15 protein-coding genes are annotated in these 20,332 nt (G+C 64.8%); 8 read left to right on the plus strand and 7 right to left on the minus strand.

Annotated features, from left to right (window positions below):
• Positions 1–49 precede the first annotated feature (49 nt).
• A complete protein-coding gene (locus BLV45_RS18525) occupies positions 50–1,753 on the plus strand; it encodes an FAD-dependent oxidoreductase (protein WP_090535423.1) in 1,704 nt (567 codons plus the stop codon).
• A gap of 21 nt (positions 1,754–1,774) precedes the next feature.
• Positions 1,775–3,088 carry a winged helix-turn-helix domain-containing protein gene (locus BLV45_RS18530; protein ID WP_090535424.1) on the plus strand — a complete coding sequence of 438 codons (1,314 nt, stop codon included), beginning with the start codon at positions 1,775–1,777 and terminating at the stop codon, positions 3,086–3,088.
• Here BLV45_RS18530 and BLV45_RS18535 read toward each other — a convergent pair.
• The 3 genes from BLV45_RS18535 to BLV45_RS27615 form a co-directional block, all read right to left on the minus strand.
• A complete protein-coding gene (locus tag BLV45_RS18535; protein ID WP_090535683.1) occupies positions 3,006–3,605 on the minus strand; it encodes a LysE family translocator in 600 nt (199 codons plus the stop codon). The two genes, BLV45_RS18530 and BLV45_RS18535, sit on opposite strands and share 83 nt — an antisense overlap.
• Positions 3,606–3,784: 179 nt before the next feature.
• Entirely contained in the window at positions 3,785–4,036 is a 252-nt protein-coding gene (locus BLV45_RS18540) for a hypothetical protein (protein ID WP_090535425.1), read from the minus strand.
• A 49-nt stretch (positions 4,037–4,085) separates the two neighbouring features.
• The gene (locus BLV45_RS27615) at positions 4,086–4,430 is read right to left on the minus strand and encodes a hypothetical protein (protein ID WP_176954205.1); all 345 of its coding nucleotides are present in this window, start codon (positions 4,428–4,430) and stop codon (positions 4,086–4,088) included.
• Between the two features lie 290 nt (positions 4,431–4,720).
• Here BLV45_RS27615 and BLV45_RS18545 point away from each other — a divergent pair, with 290 nt between their 5' ends.
• The 4 genes from BLV45_RS18545 to prpF all read left to right on the plus strand — a co-directional run bounded on the left by BLV45_RS18545 (position 4,721) and on the right by prpF (position 12,081).
• Positions 4,721–6,877 carry a hybrid sensor histidine kinase/response regulator gene (locus tag BLV45_RS18545; protein ID WP_090535426.1) on the plus strand — a complete coding sequence of 719 codons (2,157 nt, stop codon included), beginning with the start codon at positions 4,721–4,723 and terminating at the stop codon, positions 6,875–6,877.
• A gap of 732 nt (positions 6,878–7,609) precedes the next feature.
• Entirely contained in the window at positions 7,610–9,304 is a 1,695-nt protein-coding gene (locus BLV45_RS18550) for an acid phosphatase (RefSeq protein ID WP_090535427.1), read from the plus strand.
• A gap of 181 nt (positions 9,305–9,485) precedes the next feature.
• Complete coding sequence (locus BLV45_RS18555) at positions 9,486–10,610, plus strand: aminotransferase (protein WP_090535428.1); 1,125 nt, start codon at positions 9,486–9,488, stop codon at positions 10,608–10,610.
• A gap of 280 nt (positions 10,611–10,890) precedes the next feature.
• A complete protein-coding gene (gene prpF, locus BLV45_RS18560) occupies positions 10,891–12,081 on the plus strand; it encodes a 2-methylaconitate cis-trans isomerase PrpF (RefSeq protein WP_090535429.1) in 1,191 nt (396 codons plus the stop codon).
• A 209-nt stretch (positions 12,082–12,290) separates the two neighbouring features.
• On the opposite strand, the gene boxA is transcribed toward prpF, so the two are convergent.
• From boxA to BLV45_RS18580, 4 genes are all read right to left on the minus strand, one after another.
• Positions 12,291–13,538, minus strand: coding sequence for a benzoyl-CoA 2,3-epoxidase subunit BoxA (boxA, locus tag BLV45_RS18565; RefSeq protein ID WP_090535430.1), 1,248 nt, complete (start codon positions 13,536–13,538; stop codon positions 12,291–12,293).
• Between the two features lie 76 nt (positions 13,539–13,614).
• Positions 13,615–15,042 carry a benzoyl-CoA 2,3-epoxidase subunit BoxB gene (boxB, locus tag BLV45_RS18570; RefSeq protein ID WP_090535431.1) on the minus strand — a complete coding sequence of 476 codons (1,428 nt, stop codon included), beginning with the start codon at positions 15,040–15,042 and terminating at the stop codon, positions 13,615–13,617.
• An 88-nt stretch (positions 15,043–15,130) separates the two neighbouring features.
• Entirely contained in the window at positions 15,131–16,858 is a 1,728-nt protein-coding gene (boxC, locus tag BLV45_RS18575) for a 2,3-epoxybenzoyl-CoA dihydrolase (RefSeq protein WP_090535432.1), read from the minus strand.
• 151 nt (positions 16,859–17,009) lie between these two features.
• The gene (locus BLV45_RS18580; protein ID WP_090535433.1) at positions 17,010–17,957 is read right to left on the minus strand and encodes a helix-turn-helix transcriptional regulator; all 948 of its coding nucleotides are present in this window, start codon (positions 17,955–17,957) and stop codon (positions 17,010–17,012) included.
• A gap of 155 nt (positions 17,958–18,112) precedes the next feature.
• Here BLV45_RS18580 and BLV45_RS18585 point away from each other — a divergent pair, with 155 nt between their 5' ends.
• Together BLV45_RS18585 and BLV45_RS18590 are read left to right on the plus strand one after the other, a co-directional pair.
• Positions 18,113–18,592 carry a 4-hydroxylaminobenzoate lyase gene (locus BLV45_RS18585; protein WP_090535434.1) on the plus strand — a complete coding sequence of 160 codons (480 nt, stop codon included), beginning with the start codon at positions 18,113–18,115 and terminating at the stop codon, positions 18,590–18,592.
• Between the two features lie 129 nt (positions 18,593–18,721).
• Entirely contained in the window at positions 18,722–20,320 is a 1,599-nt protein-coding gene (locus BLV45_RS18590; protein ID WP_090535435.1) for a 3,4-dehydroadipyl-CoA semialdehyde dehydrogenase, read from the plus strand.
• Positions 20,321–20,332: the final 12 nt, after the last annotated feature.

Here is a 20,332-nt window from a genome sequence, read left to right on the forward strand (position 1 = left end):
GCGCCGGCACCGGCCCCGTGTCACACAGGACAGAGGAAGGAGCCGTTTGATGGCAGCGACTCAGGACAATGAAGGTCAGGCAATCGTAGCGGACGCACCGTTTTCGAACCTGAGCACCCGGCAGCACCAGATGTTCCCGGAACTCACCAACGAGGAAATCGACCGCCTGCGCAAATTCGGCGAAGTGACGCGCCGGGGAGCCGGCGAATATCTGTTCCTCACCGGCCAGACCGGCCCAGGCATGTTCGTGATCCTGTGCGGCGGCGTGCGGATCACCCGGCGCGACGGACTCGGCCGCGAATATCCGGTTGTCGAGCACGGCCGCGGCCAGTTCATGGCCGAGGTCGGGCAGCTCTCCGGCAAACCCGCGCTGGTCGACGGTCTGACGACGCGCCCCGTCGAGGTGCTGCTGATTCCACCCGAGCGGCTGCGCGCGCTGATCGTCGCCGAGGCGGAACTGGGCGAGCGCATCATGCGCGCGCTGATTCTGCGTCGCGTCGCGCTGATCGAGAACGGCGCCGGCGGGCCGGTGCTGATCGGCAAGCGCGACGACCGCCGGCTGGTCGCGCTGGAAGGTTTCCTGTCCCGCAACGGTCATCCGCATTCGGTGATCGATGAACGCGACGAAGATGCGCTGCGGCTCATCGAGCAGTTCGCCGCGCGCCCCGAAGACCTGCCGCTCGTGATCTGTCCGGATGGCACGGTGCTGCATCATCCGAGCGATCCCGAACTGGCGACCGCGCTCGGCATGCTGCCCGACCTGGACGCGTCGCATGTCTACGACGTCGCGGTTGTCGGCGCCGGTCCGGCCGGGCTCGCGACCGCCGTGTATGCGGCGTCCGAGGGCCTTTCGGTCATCGTGCTCGACAGCCGCGCGCCTGGCGGCCAGGCGGGCGCCAGTTCGCGCATCGAAAATTATCTTGGCTTTCCGACGGGTATTTCCGGCCAGGCGCTGGCCGGCCGCGCGTTCGTGCAGGCGCAGAAATTCGGCGCGCACGTCGCGATTCCCGTGAAGGTGCGCACGCTTCATTGCGACGAGCAACCGCACCGGCTGGACCTGGTGTGCGGCGGCAGCCTGCTGTCGCGCACAGTGGTGATCGCGACGGGCGCGGTGTACCGTCGCCCGAATCTCGAAGGGCTCGAACGCTTCGAAGGGCGCGGCGCGTACTACTGGGCTTCGCCCGTCGAGGCGAAACTCTGCAAGCACGAAGAGATCGTGCTGGTTGGCGGCGGCAATTCGGCCGGACAGGGCATCGTCTATCTGGCGTCGCACGCAAAGCACGTACACGTGCTGATCCGCAAGAGCGGTTTCGAGTCGACGATGTCGCGTTACCTGATCGATCGCATTCGCTCGTTGCCGAACGTGACGGTGTATCCACACGCCGAAATCGGCCGCCTCGAGGCCGGCGAAAGCGGGCTCGCCTCGGTTGTGCTGAAGTCGCCGCTTCCGGACGGCACCGATCACTTCGACACGCGTCATCTGTTCCTCTTCACCGGCGCCGATCCGAACACCGCCTGGCTGCGCACCTGCGGGGTCGAACTCGACGCCAAGGGCTTCGTGCTGACGGGCGTCGGTGCGGGCTCGGGCTGCGATCTGGCGACGACGGTCGAAGGCATCTACGCTATCGGCGACGCCCGCGCCGGGTCGACGAAGCGCGTGGCGGCCGCCGTCGGCGAAGGTGCGGCGGTGGTGGCGCAGATTCACCAGCTGCTCGCCGAACGGGCCGGTGAAGCGATCGCGCTTGGCGCCTGAGCGTCGAGCGCGCACCGCGTCTTGAAGACCGTCCCGCTTCCGGCTGCCCGCACGCTCCATCTGGCCGCTCAGGGTCTGCTCGCGCCGCCGCGCCGCAAGGCGGCGAAGGCGGACGTGCTGACGGCCATCCGTCGCATGGCGCAACTGCAGATCGACACGATTCATGTCGTCGCGCGCAGTCCGTATCTGGTGCTGTTCAGCCGCATCGGCGCCTACGAACCGGGCTGGCTCGACGCGCATCTCGCCGAAGGCAATCTCTTCGAATTCTGGTCGCACGAGGCGTGCTTCGTGCCAATCGAGGATTACGGCCTGCTGCGCCACCGCATGCTCGATCCGGCTGGCATGGGCTGGAAATACGCCGCCGGCTGGCACGCCGAGTATCGCGCCGACATCGACAACCTGCTCGATCACATCCGCCGCAACGGCCCCGTGCGCGCGGCGGATTTCGCGCGCGAAGGCGGCAAGGGCAACGGCTGGTGGGACTGGAAACCCGAGAAACGTCACCTGGAAGTGCTGTTCTCGACCGGGCAGCTGATGGTGTCGGCGCGTCACAATTTCCATCGCGTCTACGATCTCACCGAGCGCGTGCTGCCCGGCTGGGACGACGCACGCGACCTGCAACCGGTCGAGGCCGTCGCGCGCGAGCTGCTGCTGCGCAGTTGCCGCGCGCTTGGCGTCGCGCGCGCGGACTGGGTCGCGGATTATTACCGGCTGCCGCGCCGTCCGTACGTCGATGCGCTCAAGGCGCTCGCCGACGAAGGCGAACTGATCCCGGTGCGCGTCGATGGCTGGAAGCAGGACACGTTCGTGCATCGCGAATTCGCGCCGTTGATCGACGACGCGATCAGCGGCGCGCTGGCCTCGACGGTGACCACCGTGCTCTCGCCGTTCGACCCGGTGGTGTGGGACCGCAGGCGCGCGGCTGCGCTGTTCGATTTCGACTATGCGATCGAGTGCTACACGCCAGCCGCGAAGCGCAAATTTGGCTATTTCGTGCTACCCCTGCTAAGCCGCGGCAAGCTGGTGGGGCGCGTGGATGCGAAGGCGCATCGCACGGAAGGCGTGTTCGAACTGAAATCGTTTCATCTCGAACCCGGCGTGCGCCTGAGCGGCCGGCTGACGGACGACCTGCGTCGCGCGCTGCAGCGCTGCGCCGACTGGCACGGCACGCCTGAACTGCGGTTCACGTCGGCGCCGAAGGCGGTGCTTGCCGCGTTCGGCGCTCTCGGCGCGCAAGCAGGAAAACGCGAGGTCAGTGAAACGCCGCCCACGCCAGCGACAACGAAAACACGCCGAGCACAAGCGACGCGCCGCGCTGCACCTTCGACGGATTGACCCACGCGAGCCTGCCGTTGCCGAGCGCCGCGCCAAACGCGATCCACGCGAGCGCCGCCGGCACGAGCAGGCAGACGAACACCGACATCGCCAGCAGATACGCCGCACCGTTTTCGAACGCGGCGGCCGGAAAAATCGTGCCCGCGAACAGCAATGCCTTCGGGTTAAGCAGGGTCGCGACGAAGAGCGTGCGCACGCCCGTGGCCGCCTGAGCCGAAGTGGACAGCGCCACCGCCGCCTTCCACATGTTGACCGCGAGATACGCGATGTAGAGGCCGCTTGCGATGCGCAACACCGAAGGCAGCCACGGCCACGCATGCGCGGCCTGCGCGAGAAAATGTCCCCACAGCGAAATCGACACGACGTAACCCGCGAGTTCCGCGCCCACGAGCGGCAGCGAACGGCGCATGCCCTGGCGCAACCCGGCGGCGGCGAGCAGCGTATTGGTCGGTCCGGGTGTGATGAGCACAACGGCAATGCCGAGTGCGAGCAGTGCGGCTTCGGAAAGAGAAAGCATGGCAGGCGAGTGCTGGCGGATACGGTGCGACTTTTTATCACAGATCGCCGCCGCGCCAAAACCATCCGCGACGATCACTGGAATGATGAGAAAAAAACGGCCGGCATCGCGCCGGCCATGGGTACACACGGGAGCCGCGCCGGCCTGAACGACCGGCGCACGGCGTGCGCGCCTGGGCGCTAGAGTCTGGCGCGCAGTTCGCGGGCGGTTTCGAGCAGACCCTGGTAGCCAGAGCGCGCATGCTCCGGCAGGTCCGGATCGCCGACAAACGCGCCGAGCGTTTCGATCAGGCTGTACAGAATGCCCTTCGCCGCGCCCGCCGCGATACCGCCTGTCGACACCAGATGATCGACATGGCTCACCGCTGCGTCGAGGTGCTCCAGATCTGGCCGCTCACCCGTTTCCTGCTTGTCCGATACTTCGCGCGTCATGATGGTCAATCGCTCCTGTTGAAGGACCCGTGGTAGATCTTTCATGTTGTTATATACCGATCGCGCGCGGTCGTCCATCCGGCGGGGCCTGAGCGTCGGAGCGCCGCTGGATCAAGGCGTTCAGCGATACATCAGGTGTTTCGCGCGCGCATCGTCCATCGTCTTCGGCCTGCACGACGTATTCGCTGTTCGCGCGCTGCACGGCGGCGAGGCCTGGATACATGTCGATCCAGCCCGACGTGCCCTCCACGTTCGCATCCGGCGACATGTAGCCGACCGGCTGTCCAGCGTATCGGCCCAGTAGAAACCGTTGCCGACCGTTGGCGGATTGCCGGTGATCCGCCGCGGCGTCGGCTCGCAGCGCAAGAACGTCGGGATAGTAGAAGCGGCTCATCGTGAACGACTTGTACGACCATTCCTGTCCAGGTCCGCGGCTGTTGGTCGAGCGAAAAATGCTTCGAACCACTGAATACCTGATCGGGAGAGTCGACAAGGAAGGCGTGGCTCACCTGTCGTCGGCTCCCGGATATTCTCACCTGTCGCGATCGAACGGATGCCGTGACGCTCCCGAACCCTCTCACCTTACGGGTTGTCCCGGGCGCACGCCGCACGGCCGTCAATCGCTCCCGTTATCCAGCGACCGGGTACGATGTCGCTTTCGTTACCACACCGGAGCCCGCGAGCTTGCGACCTACCGAGTCCTCGGCACTCGACCTGCCACTGCCATCGCGCAACTTTGCAACAACGCGCCGCATCCTGCTTGTCGTCCTCGCGGCAGCCGTGCTGATTCCGCTGGTCTGTCTGATCGGCTATGGCTATTACGATTACCAGCGCCGCACCATCGACGCGAACGACGTGACCGATCGCCTTGTGCGCGTGGCCCAGGAACACGCGCTGAAGGTGCTGGACCTGAATCGTGAAATGGCGACGCGCATCGTCGATCTGCTCGGCGACAGCGGCGACGCCGAAATCCGCGCGCAGGAAGCGCCGATCCACCGGCGGCTCAGCATGATCGGCGGCGACTTCCCGCAGATCGCCGCGATTTCCATCTTCGGCGAGAACGGCGACGTACTCGCGACGAGCCGTTATTACCCGGTGCCGAAGGCGTCGATCGCGAATCGAGATGACTTCCTTTCCGCACGCGCCATCCGGCCCGCGCCGTATTTCTCGTTGCCGCTGCGTGACGTCATTGGTCACGCGGACGTATTCGTGACGAACCTCGGCCGCACCTCCATGAAGGACGGCAGTTTTCTGGGCATCGTTTCGATTGCATTACAGCGCAAATATTTCGCCGATTTCTACCGCGAACTCGTCAGCGACAATCCCGCTGTGACGATCGGCCTTTATCGCCGCGACGGCGCCGCCCTGCTGCGCTATCCCGAAGGCACGCCGGGCATCATGCCCACCGCGAATACGCCGTTCACGAGCGCGCTGCACGACGGCCTGCTGTTCGGCCGGCTTCGCATGACATCGACGAGGGACAACGTCGAACGGCTGCTGTCGTTTCGCCGCGTCGGCAACTATCCGCTTTACGTCGTGGCGGCCTATGCCACCGACGCGATCTTCAACGCGTGGTGGCGCCACTATCTGCTGATTGCGTCGATCACCGCGGTGCCGTGTTTTGCGGTGTGCGTGCTCGTGCTGTTCTCGCTGCGTCAGTTGCGCGCCGAGCAGGTCGCATGGGAGCGCTGGCAGGCGGAAGTGGCGATGCGCCTGTCGGCGGAGGCGTCGAGCCGGCACATGCGCCGGATGGGCGCGCTCGGCAACCTCGTCGCCAACGTCGCGCACGACTTCAACAACCTGCTGATGGTCGTCTCGACCAACATGGGGCTCGCGCGTCGCAAGGGCTTCAACAATCTCGAGAAAGAAGTGACGGCGGTCGAGCGCGCGACGCACGGCGCGCAGTCGCTCGCGCGGCGCCTCCTGAGCGTCGCGCGCAAGCAGCCGCTCAAGCAGGAAGCCATCGATTTCGCCACCTGGCTGCCGGCTGCCACGCACCTGATCCAGACGGCCGTCGGCGACAAGGTGCGGGTCAGCGTGCAGGTCGTGCCGGACCTGTGGCACGTGTTCGCCGACGCGACGGAACTCGAATTCGCGATCATCAACGTCGCGGTGAATGCGCGCGACGCGATGCCGCTCGGCGGACGCTTCGTCATTCGCGGTCAGAACGTACGCCTGACCGCGAGCGACACGCGCCTGCCCGACGGCGAATATGTCCTGGTCTCGCTCACGGACGACGGCGAAGGCATGCCGGAAAACGTGCTGAAACGCGCGTTCGAACCACTCTTCACGACGAAGTTCAGCGGCGCCGGTACGGGCCTCGGTCTCGCGCAGGTGCTGGTCGCGTGCGAACAGGCTGGCGGCACGGCTCGCATCGACAGCGTGCCGAAGCGCGGCACCACCGTGCGCCTGTACCTGCCGCGTTACCAGGGCGAGCTGGTTCCGGTGCGACCTGTTGCGCCTGCCGCGCCGGCAACCGCCACCGCGAAGCAGGGCGTGGTGCTGCTCGTCGAGGATAACGGCGACGTGGCCGAGGGTGTCGCCGCCGTGCTGGAGGTCTTCGGCTGCAAGGTGCGCCACGAGCCCACCGCCGATGCCGCGCTCGACGCGCTCAATGCCGGCGGAACCTTCAATCTCGTTCTGTCGGACATACAGATGCCGGGCCGCCTGAGCGGGATCGATCTCGCCGAGCGGATACAGCACCAGTGGCCGGGTCAGCGCGTCGCGCTGATGACCGGCTACGCCGACGAACTCGAACGCGCCCGGCACCTCGGCGTGCCGATCCTCGCCAAGCCGTTCGATATCGATGAGCTGCGTGAACTGGTGACGTGTACGCCTTGAATGCGGTTTTCGTCCGGGTGACGAGGCACTTCATGTGAGTACCCACTTACGCATTCAGGCTTTATTTACGGCTCTGGTGCGGTTCTGATGGGCCGGGGTTCCGGTTACGCGCCGGCATGTCACCAGGGCGGCTTTATGCGCAAAAAGATTGTCACCGGGGCGCTGGGCGCCTCGGCTGCCCGGCCTGTCGCGCCGGACCGCCCCCCCCAGACGCCCCATGCACGTTGCCGCGCACTCCCGAAAAACCTCACCTTGAGGCCATCTTTGACCTCTGACGGGTGATGATCGGCAAGGCAAACGGCACACCGCTCGTTCCGCCAGACGTATGCGCGAAAGCGCGCCGCCATCCTGCCGTTGCGTCTGCTTCGGCACGCGCCGGCCGGCCTCGCTCTAAACGCCGTTGTCCTTTATCCATAAGGGTTTGACGCCATCTCGCAGAGGGCGAACCCAAGCCCGACGATTCCGCCAGCGCACCATGAAACGCCATTCGTCCGATCAGCCGGCCGCATACATCAGCCGCGCCGCCCAGGATGGATCAAGGCCCCGCGCCGGCCTCCGTATTTTCCGCTCCCGAAAACCCTCACCGTTCGCCGTGGAGCAGCCTTCGTGCATATTCGCCGCTTGCGGATTCACCCTGCCGGGTGCCAGGATGCACGGGGTATTGGGGCACCGGCGCACGCCTGGGCCGGCGCCCTTCTTCGCTGAAACACGCGCTCTCAAGGAGATGTGCCGATGCAAACCGACGACCCAACGCTCCCGCCTGACCTTCCCCAGCACACCGACCAGCCTGACGACCCCGAACGCCGTCGCGTCCTGACAGGTCTCGCGGCAGTTGGTATTGGCCTCGCGCTGACAGGCTGCAAAACCGGGCAGGTATCCGCGAATGCCGGCGGCCCGCGTAGCGCGGCCGATCTCCGGCTCGACGCCGCGCTCAATGACCAGGTTCGTCACATCGTCGTGATCTATGCGGAAAACCGCAGCTTCGCGAATCTGTACGGCAATTTCCCCGGCGTCCAGCATCCGCTCGACGCGGTACCGGCTACCCGCTCCGCGCAGCTCGACCGCGACGGCCAGACGCCGCTCGCGCAACTGCCAAAAATCTGGGGCGGTCTCGTGCCGCAGGCGCAGGAAGTGGGCGGCAAGCGCTACATGGTTGCCGAGCGCGACATCGTCGGCCTGCCAAACGGGCCGTTCCGTCTCGCCGACGCAGAGGGCGTACCGCTGCCGAACGGCGTCATCACGCGCGATCTCATCCACCGCTTCTATCAGAACCAGATGCAGATCAACGCGGGCCGCAATAACCAGTTTGTCGCGTGGGCGGATTCCGGCGGGCTCGTGATGGGTCATTACCGGAATTCGGCAGACTCGCTGCGCCTGTGGAATCTCGCACAGCAATACACGCTGTGCGACAACTTCTTCATGGCCGCTTTCGGCGGATCATGGCTCAACCACATCTTCCTGATTTCGGCGCAGGCGCCGTTTTATCCGGATATCCACAACAGCCCCGCGAGGAAACTCGTTTCGGTAATCGAGGGCGACGACCCGACCGGCACGCGGCTGAAACTCAGTGCGAATTCACCCGCATCGGCGCTCGAAGGGCCGCCGAAGTACGAAAACGACGGCCTCTTCACTGCGGACGGTTACGCCGTCAACACGATGGCGCCGCCCTACATGCCGAGCAACGTGCGTCCGGCCGAAGGTGGCGACCCGAATCTGGCCGATCCGTCCAACCCGAAGGTGCTGCGGCCGCAGACGTACGCGACGATCGGCGACCGCCTGTCGGACAAGGGCGTGGACTGGGCGTGGTACAGCGGCGCGTGGCAGTACGCGCTCGACCATCGGGACACGGGCGCGGTGCCGGACTTCCAGTATCACCATCAGCCGTTCAACTACTTCGTGAATTTCGCGCCCGGCACGGATGCGCGCCGGCGCCATCTGCGCGATGCGGGCCTCGGCGACGACGCGTCCACGAACCATCTGATCGCCGACATCGACGCGGGGCGTCTGCCCGCTGTCGCGTTCTACAAGCCGCAGGGCAACCTGAACATGCACGCGGGTTATGCCGATGTCGAATCGGGCGACCGCCACATCACGCAGGTCATCGAACATCTGCAGCGCAGCCCGCTGTGGCCGAACACGGTCGTGATCGTCACCCACGACGAGAACGGCGGCTGGTGGGACCCGGTCTCGCCGCCGAAAGGCGACCGCTGGGGCCCGGGCTCGCGCATTCCGGCGCTCGTCGTGTCGCCGCTCGCGAAAAAAGGTTACGTCGACCACAGCCTGTACGACACCAACTCGATCCTGCGACTGATCACGCGCGTACACGGGCTCGCGCCACTGGACGGCGTGCTTGCGCGCGACCGCGCGTTTGTACAGGACGGCAGGACGCCACCCGGAGACATGACCGGCGCACTCGATCTCGCATGACGGCTTGCGAGTTCGCCGCAGGCGACCCGCAACGACTTTGCCGGTTCGGCCACCGGGGCGGCGATTCTATAAAGTCTACGATAGACTTTACGTCTATACTCGATGCCAGGCCGTCGCGCGCCGGCGCGATCGCCATGTGCGACCTGCTGCGTGTGCGTATTTCAATTCGAGGACGGAAGTCATGGAAATCAGGGAATTCGGTGTCGAACGCTGGATGGATCTCTACGAGAACCACTGCGAGTTGAATCTCGCGGAAACGTGCGTCGAGTCGTTGACGGTCGAGGAACTGCTGCGTATGTCGGGCCGGCAGGACAGCATTCTTGGCGAGATGCTGCCGCTCAAGCTGACGTACGGCGCCATCGACGGCACCGAGCGCCTGCGCTCGAACGTCGCCTCGCTGTACGAAAAGCAGAAGGTGCCGAACGTGCTGATCACGCACGGCGCGATCAGTGCGAACGCGCTGGTGTACGAGACGCTCGTCGAACCCGGCGACCATGTGATTTCCGTGCTGCCGACGTATCAACAGCACTATTCGATTCCCGCAAGCTATGGCGCGAACGTCGACATCCTCGCACTTCGCGAAGAAAACGGCTTCCTGCCCGACCTGGACGAACTGAAGCGCCTTGTCAAAAACAACACGCGCCTCATCGCGATCAACAATCCGAACAACCCGACGGGTTCGCTGATGGACCGTGCCTTCCTCGAACGTTTCGTGGAAATCGCGCGCTCGTGCGGCGCCTGGGTGCTGTGCGACGAGGTCTATCGCGGCACCGATCAGGAAGGCGACGGCTTTACCGCGTCGATCGCCGACCTGTACGAGAAAGGCATTGGCACGGGCAGCATGTCGAAGACGTGGTCGCTCGCCGGCCTGCGCGTGGGCTGGATCGTCGCGCCGGTCGAGCTGATCCGCCGCGTGCAGATTCATCGCGACTACAACACCATCAGCGTCGGCATGCTGAACGATCTGTTCGCGAGCATTGCCCTCGAAAGCCGCGACGCGATCATCCGCCGCAGCCACGACATCCTGCGCACGAACCTGGCCATTCTCGATGCGTGGATCGCGCAAGAACCCCTGCTCTCGTACGTCAAGCCGAAGTCGGGCACGACGGCGCTCGTGCGATTCGATCTCGACATGACGTCGCGCGATTTCTGCGTCGCGCTGCTCGAAAAAACCGGTGTGATGTTTACGCCCGGTAGCGCGATGGACATGGAAGGTTACGTGCGCATCGGTTATACGAACAGCCGCGACGTGCTGGAAGCCGGGCTTGTGAAAGTGTCCGGGTTCCTGCGGGACATCGCGCGTTAGAAGTCGCTGCCGCCATTGCGGCTTCTGTTGCTCCATGATTGCTGCCTCACTGCTATATCGGTTTCGCTAACCACGACGCCTGCGTGTTACGCCATGCCGTAACACGCAGGCGCACCCCGCCCGTGTTCCTTCGACGCCCCACCTGCGTCGCGTTGAAAACTTCCGTCGATTGCTGCCAGTGTGCCGTGCCAGCGAAAGCGCGTCACCCTGGCCGAACGGCCAGGTTTTCTTTCGCCCCGATCGTCGGTACGCTGTGTGTTCGACATTCAGGAGTCGGGTCATGCAACGTTTGAAAATTCCCGCCGTCTATATGCGCGGCGGCACCAGCAAAGGCGTGTTCTTTCGCGCGGACGTTCTGCCGGAGGATCCGCTCGCGCGTGACCAGTTGCTGTTGCGCATCACGGGCAGCCCCGATCGCTACGGCAAGCAGATCGACGGTATGGGCGGCGGCACGTCGAGCACCAGCAAGGTCGTCATCGTGTCGCGCTCGGCGCGCGCCGATAGCGACGTCGATTACTGGTTCGGCGCGGTGCCGATCGATAGCGCGGTTATCGACTGGTCAGGAAACTGCGGCAATCTCTCGGCCGCTGTCGGGCCATTCGCGATCAGCGAGGGGCTGGTCGACGCGCCGGCCAGCGGCGTGGCCATCGTGCGCATCTGGCAGGCCAATCTCGGCAAGCACATCGTCGCGCATGTGCCGATGCAGGATGGAGAACCGCTCGAGTCGGGCGATTTCGAACTCGACGGCGTCGCGTTTCCCGGCGCGGAAATCAAGCTCGAATTTCTCGATCCGGCCGGCGGCGACGGCGAAGACAAAGCAGACGCCGGTGGCCTGTTTCCCACCGGCGCGCGCATCGAGACACTCGACGTGCCAGGCGTTGGCGCAATCCGGGCGACGTTGATCAACGCAGGCAATCCTACTGTCTTCATCGACGCGGCAAGCCTCGGGCTCAGCGGAATCGAATTGCAGGCCGACGTGAATCCGGACCGCTCGCTGCTGGACCGTGCAGAGGCCATCCGGGCACACGGTGCGGTCGCGATGGGTTTGTCCGCGAGCGCGGACGAAGCAACCCGCCTGCGCCCCGCCACGCCCAAGCTGGCGTTTGTTGCGCGTGCTGCGCCGTACGTCGCATCGGATGGCAAAGCGATTCACCCCGATGAGATCGATCTTGTCGCACACATCTTCTCGATGGGCCAGCTGCATCACGCAATGACCGGCACGGGCGCGGTGGCGCTCGCCGTCGCGGCAGCGATTCCCGATACGATCGTGAGCGCGATTGCGCCGCTCGGTCCGGACGGCCGCGTGCGCTTCGGGCATCCGTCGGGCACGCTGACGGTCGGTGCCGAAGCCCACGAGGAAAACGGCGCGTGGGTCGTGACAAAAGCGGTCGTCAGTCGTTCGGCACGACGGTTAATGGAAGGCGCGGTGTGCGTGCCGGTCACCGGGAGCGCGGCCGATACTGCCGGTTGATCTATGTGCTGAAGCGCTTTGATCCGGAATCCTGGAAGGTCCACGTGTACCGGTCGCGCGACGCGAGCTCATCGTGTTCGATACGCTCGTGAAGCAACCCGGCAAAGTCATCCACAAAACTTAGCGTCCCAAAACAAAACGGTGCGCAACGCGTTGTCGCGTTACGCACCGTTCATCGACTCCCGCAAAACCTCACCTCTAGATCGGTCTCAATATGTTTCGAGATGCAGGCGCCCTTCGCGTTTGAGCGTTTTCCACAGCGGTTCCCATTCAAGTCCATTTTGTTCGGCGATATCGCGCAATGCCTGCAATACGCCGTCTTCCATGTCTTTCAGACCACACACGTAGATGTAGGTGTTCGCGTCGCGAAGCATCTGCGCGACATCCGCGGCGCGCTCGCGCATCGCGTCCTGCACGTAGCGCTTTGGCTGACCCGCCGTCCGTGAAAACGCCAACGTCGTATCGATGAAATCACGCGGCAGGTTCACCAGCGGCCCGAAGTACGGTAACTCTTCCTTCGTTCGCGCGCCGAAAAACAGCATCAGCTTGCCGGTCGCGCCCTTCAGCCTGCGGCGGCGCCGGTACTCCGTCATCGCACGCATCGGCGCGGAGCCGGTGCCCGTGCAGATCATCAGCAAATGCGAGTTCGGATGATTCGGCATCAGGAACGTGCTGCCGAACGGGCCGATCACGTCGACCTTGTCGCCCTTCTTCAGGTCGCACAGATAATTCGAGCACACGCCATCCGTCGCATTGCCGTGATAGTCCTGCGTGACGCGCTTCACCGTGAGCGACAGATTGTTGTAGCCCTTGCGCTCACCGTCACGCGGGCTCGCAATCGAATACTGTCGCGCGTGATGCGTCTTGCCGTCCTTCGTCGAACCCGGTGGCAACACGGCGATCGACTGGCCTTCCAGCACCGGGAACGGCATCGTGCCGAAATCCAGCACGATGTGATGTATGTCGCTTTCAGTCGATTCGTCCGTGAGCCGGTAGTTGCCGACCACCGTCGCCGACATGGGGGCTTTATGCGTATAAAGATTCACATAGGGCTTGGCCGACGACCAGGGTGGCAACGTCGAGCCGCGCACCGTGTCCACCTCGATGCCTTCCGACGTTTCCGCTGATTCCTCCGCATCGCCAGGTTGAGGCGCGACTTCATCGAGCGCGGGGCTCGCGGTCGTGTTGTGCGCGGGCAGTTCGTCCCACGTGAACTGTTCGTCGATGCTGTACGCGTCGGCCTTCAGCACGTTGCGCCAGTTGTCGATGGCGCCCGTCGGACACGGTGGCACGCACGCCATGCATCCGTTGCACACATCGGCCTTCACGACGTAGTTGTTCGAATCGTGCGTGATGGCATCGACCGGGCAGGTCTCTTCGCACGTGTTGCAGCGAATGCAGATTTCCGGGTCGATCAGATGCTGCCTGAGGACTGCGATCGGGGCTGGGCCGTTCATGTTTTGTCTCCCCCTGCATCCGGCTGCGTCGCGACAGATCGCTGCGCAACCGGGCGCCTGGTAGTGCCGGGATGAATCAGTTGAAGCGCACGTATTCGAAATCGACCGGCTGGCGGTTGACGCCCATCGCTGGCGGCGCGATCCAGTTCGCGAACTTGCCGGGTTCGATCACGCGGCCCATCAGCGAGGCCACGTACGCGCGATCTTCCGGCGTCGGCAACCAGGTGGCCTCGTTCGCCTTCCATTCGTTTTCGTTGATCACGCGGCCATCGGGTGCGACGCGCACGCCGGCGAACGTGCCGATCTGGCGGTTGAACGCCTTGTGCGGCACGGTCACGCGAAAATCGATGCCGGCCTTTTCGAGCACCTTGTTCCAGCGTCCGACGCCCGCCACCGAATCCTTGATGTAGTCGTCGCGCAGCACTTCGTTCATCGCGTTGAGCATCGGCACTTCGCGTTCGACGAGCTTGCCGTCCTGCACGTCGAGCAGCTTGTAGTTCTGGCCGTTCAGTTGATGATCGTCGTCGCGTTTGGTTTCTTCGTAACGGCCTTTCAGGCCCGAGCTGTAGAACGTCGCCGCGTTCGACGACTGGTCGGCGCCGAACAGGTCGATCGTCACCGAGTAATGGAAGTTGATGTAACGCTGGATCGTTTCCAGATCGATGACGCCCGCGGCGCGCAGCTTGTTGACGTCGTCGGTCTTGAGTTCGTTCATTACCTGCGCGGTGCGCTGGATCACGCGCGACACGCCCGATTCGCCGACGAACATGTGATGCGCTTCTTCCGTGAGCATGAACTTCGTCGTGCGGGCGAGCGGATCGAAACCCGACTCGGCGAGCGCCGACAGCTGGAATTTGCCGTCGCGGTCGGTGAAGTACGTGAACATGAAGAACGCCAGCCAGTCCGGCGTGCGCTCGTTGAACGCGCCCAGAATGCGCGGGTTGTTGTCGTCGCCGGAGCGGCGGTCGAGCAGCGCGTCGGCTTCCTCGCGACCGTCGCGGCCAAAGTAGCGATGCAGCAGATAGACCATCGCCCACAGGTGACGCCCTTCCTCGACGTTCACCTGGAACAGGTTGCGCAGGTCATACATCGAAGGCGCGGTGAGCCCGAGGTGACGCTGCTGTTCCACCGAAGCGGGTTCCGTGTCGCCCTGCGTGACGATGATGCGTCGCAGGTTCGCGCGGTGTTCGCCGGGCACGTCCTGCCAGGCGGCTTCGCCCTTGTGCTCGCCGAAGTTGATCTTGCGCTCCGCGTCGCCGGGCGCGAGGAAAATGCCCCAGCGATAGTCCGGCATCTTCACGTGATCGAAGTGCGCCCAGCCGCCGGCATCGACGCTCACCGCCGTGCGCAGATAGACGTCGTAGCCGTGCGAGCCGTCCGGGCCCATGTCGCCCCACCATGACAGGAAGTTCGGCTGCCATTGTTCGAGCGCGCGTTGCAGCGCGCGGTCGTCGGCGAGATTGACGTTGTTCGGAATCTTTTCGCTGTAGTTGATCGTGGACATGTCTGTTTCCTTGAGCTTGAACTGGAGCTGGAGCCTGGGCGCGTGCGTTACGGGATCGTTGAGCAGGGAACGTTCGATAAGGCGCGCGTTACACGCGGTTCAGGTCGAACTGCGCCTTGCTGCCCTTGCCGTACACCTTGAGCGCGCCCTTCTCGCCCACCGCGTTCGGCCGGTTGAAAATCCAGTTCTGCCAGGCGGAAAGCCGGCCGAAGATGCGCGTGTTCATCGTTTCCGGCCCGTTAAAGCGCAGGTTCGCTTCGAGGCCCGTCAACGCGTCCGGCGACATCGCCGCGCGTTCTTCGATCGCCATACGGATTTCGTCGGCCCAGTCGATGTCGTCGGGCGAAGCGGTCACGAGCCCAAGACGTTCGGCTTCGACCGGTTTCACCGGCTTGCCGGTCTGCTCGCGGGCGGCCTGCATCGGTCCGGTTTCGTCGTAGAAGCGGCGGCCGAGGCGCGACTGGCCGGTGATCATCGGATACAGGCCGAAGTTGACGTCGGACAGCGTGATCGCCGGTTCTTCGTCTTCGTTGCCGGGCAGCGCGGCCATGTAGGTGCGGTCGGTCGCGAACGCCAGTTCGGCGAAGGTGCCGGCGAAGCACGAACCCGGCTCGATCAGCGCGAAGAGCGAACGCGACGACACGTCGATGCGCGCCAGCGTGCGGCGCAGCATGCCGATCGTTTCGCGGACGAACCAGTGGTCCTTGTGCTGAAGCAGCGTGGCATCCGCGGCGAGCAGCGCGCGGGCGTCGCCTTCCGTCTTGAAGATCCACGTGCCGATGTCGAGTTCGTTGGTGCGCATCGAGAGAATCGCGTCGTCGAGTTCGCGGGCGAACTGCAGCGGCCACCAGTTCGCGCCGGCCGCGACGATTGCGTCGATATCGGCAGGCGGGTTGCCGGACGGCGCTTTCGCGGTGAACGTCGCGGTGCGCTTCGTGCGGTCGATCGTGACGTCGACGGTCGCATAGCCGATGCCGTCTTCGCGGTCCTGACGTTCGACGCGCGTCAGCGTCACGCCTTTCGCGTCAGCCGGCCGGTCGCTCTGCGCGGCCAGTTCCAGTGCGCGCGCCTGCACGGTCTGTTTGAACACGTTCGGCTTGACCACTTCGTCGACAAGGCGCCACTGCTTCGCGCGCTCGCCGCGCACGCCTTCGACGATCGTGCAGAAGATGTCGGCACGGTCATGGCGGACCTTGCGCTTGTCGGTGACGCGGGTGAGACCGCCGGTGCCGGGCAACACGCCGAGCAGCGGCACTTCAGGCAACGCGACGGACGACGAGCGATCGTCGACGAGGTAAATCTCGTCACACGCGAGTGCCATTTCGTAGCCGCCGCCGGCGCACGCACCGTTCACTGCCGCGAGAAACTTGATGCCCGAATAGCGCGACGTGTCTTCGAGACCGTTGCGCGTTTCGTTGGTGAATTTACAGAAGTTGACCTTCCAGGCGTGCGACGACAGGCCGAGCATGAAGATATTCGCGCCGGAGCAGAACACGCGGTCCTTGAGACTCGTGACGACCACCGTGCGCACTTCCGGATGTTCGAAGCGGATGCGTTGAATCGCATCGTGCAGTTCGATGTCGACGCCCAGATCATACGAATTGAGCTTGAGCTTGTAGCCTTCGCGAATGCCGCCGTCTTCGGCGATATCGATGCCGAGCGTGGCGACGGGGCCATCGAATGTCAGCGACCAGTGTTTATAGCGTGACGGCTCGGTGCGGTAGTCGACCCGCGGACCGGCCGACGGCGCAGCAGATGCCTGAACCGGCGTGACGCCTGTCGCGGTGCCCTGCTCCACTGATTGAGCGACTGACATGGATGTCTCCTTCGTACATTGCGGGTTTGTTGAATGTACGATAGTGCATCTTTTTACTCGAGTAAAGCACTTTAATGCTTGTTACGGGTTTTCCCGGACGTGCTTTTTAGTTCAGTGTACGCGCCGCCATCGTGTCGCCATGACGCCAACGTCACTCCGAGGCAATCCGCGCCGCCAGCCGGTCTCGCAGCGACAGATAGCATTCCGCCAGCGGTTTGCCGCTGGTGTCGAACGTCATGTCGGCGCGTCCGTAGAACTCGCCGCGGCCTTCCAGAATGCGCTTCAGGTCATCCATCGCTTCCTTGTTGCCGGACATCGGCCGCAGGTCGCCCTGGGCGATCACGCGCCGCATGTGTTCTTCCGGCGTGGCCTGCAGCCACACCGTGAAGCAGTGGGCGAGCAGCGCGTTCAGTGTGCTGGGCTCGGACACGAGACCGCCCGGAGAAGCAATCACCGCGCGGGGATGCTCCTGTATCACCGCTTCGAGCGCGCGGTGCTCGTAGCGCCGGTAAGCGCTCGCTCCGTACAGCGCGTGGATTTCCGCCGGCGGGCAGCCCGCCAGCTGCTCGATCACGCGGTTCAGTTCGACGAAGGGCATTTTCAGCTCGTCCGCGAGCATCCGGCCAAGCGTCGATTTCCCGGCGCCGCGCAGGCCGATCAGCGCGATCCGGTTGCGCCGGTTGGGATCTTGCGGCGCGGTGGCAAGCATCTCCTCGAGCGCGGCGCGGGCGCGCTTTAACGTGTCGTGATCGCGGCCGTAAAGCAGTTCGCGGATGCGCAGCCAGTCGGCGGAAGACGTCGTTTCGTCGCCGACGATCTCGGCCAGCGTGCAGTTTAGTGCCTTCGTCAGCTGGCGGAGGAACAGCACCGACGCGTTGCCCACACCGGATTCGAGGTTCGCGAGGTAGCGCTCGGAGACATCCGCTTCCTTCGCCAGCGCCTTGCGCGTCAGGCCGCGGCGCGCGCGCAGCACGCGCACGCGCTCGCCCATTCCGACCAGAAACGGATCGCGGGCTTCACGCGCGTCGTCGGGCGCGGCGTCCTGATCCGCAGGCTCAGTCGATTGCACGGCGGATTGCACGGCGGCGGTTTGTTTCATGTTGAAGCATCCTCTGAGCGGACTTTAATGAATTATAGTGCTTGACATGCAGTTTGTCGCACGCTAAGTTTAATGCACATTTCAAGACTGCCAGACGCCTGCGGCCTGCTCGCGTCACGGCGACGATCCGCGCCTCGCGCGCGGTGGAGACACGCATGTCCCCCGACACATTTCGAACGCTGATTGCCGGCGTGACCCGCAGGATCGCGGCGCGCCCGCTCGATCAGGATCTCGCCGGCTGGCTGAACGCCGAATATCCCGCCTCGGGCGCGGCCTGGGCCGAACTCGCCGACGCCTGCTGCACCGGCGTGAAGGAAGGCTGGCTGTGCGAGCGCGAAGCGGGCGGCATCCGCTACGGACGCATCTTCAAGGCGCTGCCGGAAACACACGGCTTCTCGGTCGACGTCGTCAGCATGACCGACATCGCCGGGCCGCATCACGTGCATCCGAACGGTGAAATCGATCTGATCATTCCGCTCACCGAAGGCGCGACCTTCGACGGCCATCCGGCTGGCTGGTGCGTCTATGGGCCAGGCACCGCGCACCGGCCGACGGTCGCTCATGGCAGCGCGCTCGTGCTCTATCTGCTGCCCGAAGGCGCAATCCAGTTCACGAAACAGGAAGCCGCCGCCTGACGCGCGCCGCTTTCCACATTCACATCCGGATCGCAGCCACCGCTCATTGCGTCGCATTGCATCACGCCGCAACGTTCCACGAAGCCGGCGCTGTGAGCCGCTAGACCGATCACTCAGGAAGGGCATCTCATGGCCGCATTGCTAGAAAACCTTATCGCCGGCAAGTGGGTCGCCGGTGGCGGCGAAGGCACGCTGCTGAGCGATCCGGTGACAGGTGAAGCGCTCGTGCGCGTCTCCAGCCAGGGCCTCGACCTGCCCGCCGCGTTCGACTACGCCCGCACTCGGGGCGGCGCCGCGTTGCGCAGCCTGACCTATGCGGCGCGCGCCGCTCTGCTCGCGGAAGTCGCGAAGGTGCTGCAGGCGAACCGCGACGACTACTACGCGATCGCCCTCGCGAATTCCGGCACGACGAAGAACGATTCCGCGGTCGACATCGACGGAGGAATCTTCACGCTGTCGTACTACGCGAAGTCGGGCGCGACGCTCGGCGAGGTCCACGCGCTGCGCGACGGCGCCACCGTGAGTCTCAGCAAGGACAAGTCGTTCACCACGCAACACGTGCTGACGCCCACGCGCGGCGTCGCGCTTTTTATCAACGCGTTCAATTTTCCGTCGTGGGGATTGTGGGAGAAGGCCGCGCCCGCGCTGCTGTCCGGCGTGCCGGTGATCGTCAAGCCCGCCACCGCGACCGCATGGCTCACGCAGCGCATGGTGGCCGATGTCGTGAAGGCCGGCATTCTGCCGGACGGCGCGCTTTCGGTGATCTGCGGCAGCTCGGCGGGCCTGCTCGACCCGATCGGCGCGTTCGATGTCGTTTCGTTCACCGGCTCCGCTGAAACCGCTGCGAAGCTGCGCGCGCATCCCGCGTTCGTCGAGCACGGCGCGCGCCTGAACGTCGAGGCGGACAGCCTGAACAGCGCGATCCTCGCCGCCGATGCCGCGCCGGGCACCGAGGCGTTCGATCTCTTCATCAAGGAAGTCGTGCGAGAAATGACCGTGAAGTCGGGTCAGAAATGCACGGCGATCCGGCGCGCCTTCGTGCCGAAGCAGCATCTCGCCTCGGCCACCGACGCGCTCGTCGCGAAACTCGCGAAAATCACCATCGGCAACCCGCGCAACGAGTCGGTGCGCATGGGCGCGCTCGTCAACCGCGAACAGTACGACAACGTGCGCGCCGGCATCGCGGCATTGCGCGAGGAAGCGCGCGTCGCGTTCGATGGCTCGGGCGTCGAACTCGTCGACGCCGACCCGGCCGTTGCCGCGTGCGTCGCGCCGCATCTGCTGGTCGTCGACGACGCGGACACAGCCACGCGTATTCACGACATCGAGGTATTCGGTCCGGTCGCGACGCTGTGCGCGTACACCGTGGCGGCCGCGCAGGACGCGTCGCTGGAGGAAGCGCACGCCATCGCGCTCGCGCGACGCGGACACGGTTCGCTCGTCGCGTCGGTGTTTTCGAACGACGAAGCGCGGCTGGCGCGAATCGCGCTCGAACTCGCCGATACGCACGGGCGCGTCCATGCGATCTCGCCTTCGGTGGCACAAAGCCAGACCGGCCACGGCAACGTCATGCCGATGTCGCTGCACGGCGGCCCGGGCCGGGCCGGCGGCGGCGAGGAACTGGGCGGCCTGCGCGCGCTGAATTTCTATCATCGCCGCGCGGCGATCCAGGCGCCGGCCGCAACGAACGAAGCGGTGCAGCAGGCGACGTCCAGCGTGATTGCGTGACGACGAAGCCTG

Origin of the sequence: Paraburkholderia sartisoli, assembly GCF_900107685.1 — a bacterium.
GTDB classification, from domain to species: Bacteria; Pseudomonadota; Gammaproteobacteria; order Burkholderiales; family Burkholderiaceae; genus Paraburkholderia; species Paraburkholderia sartisoli.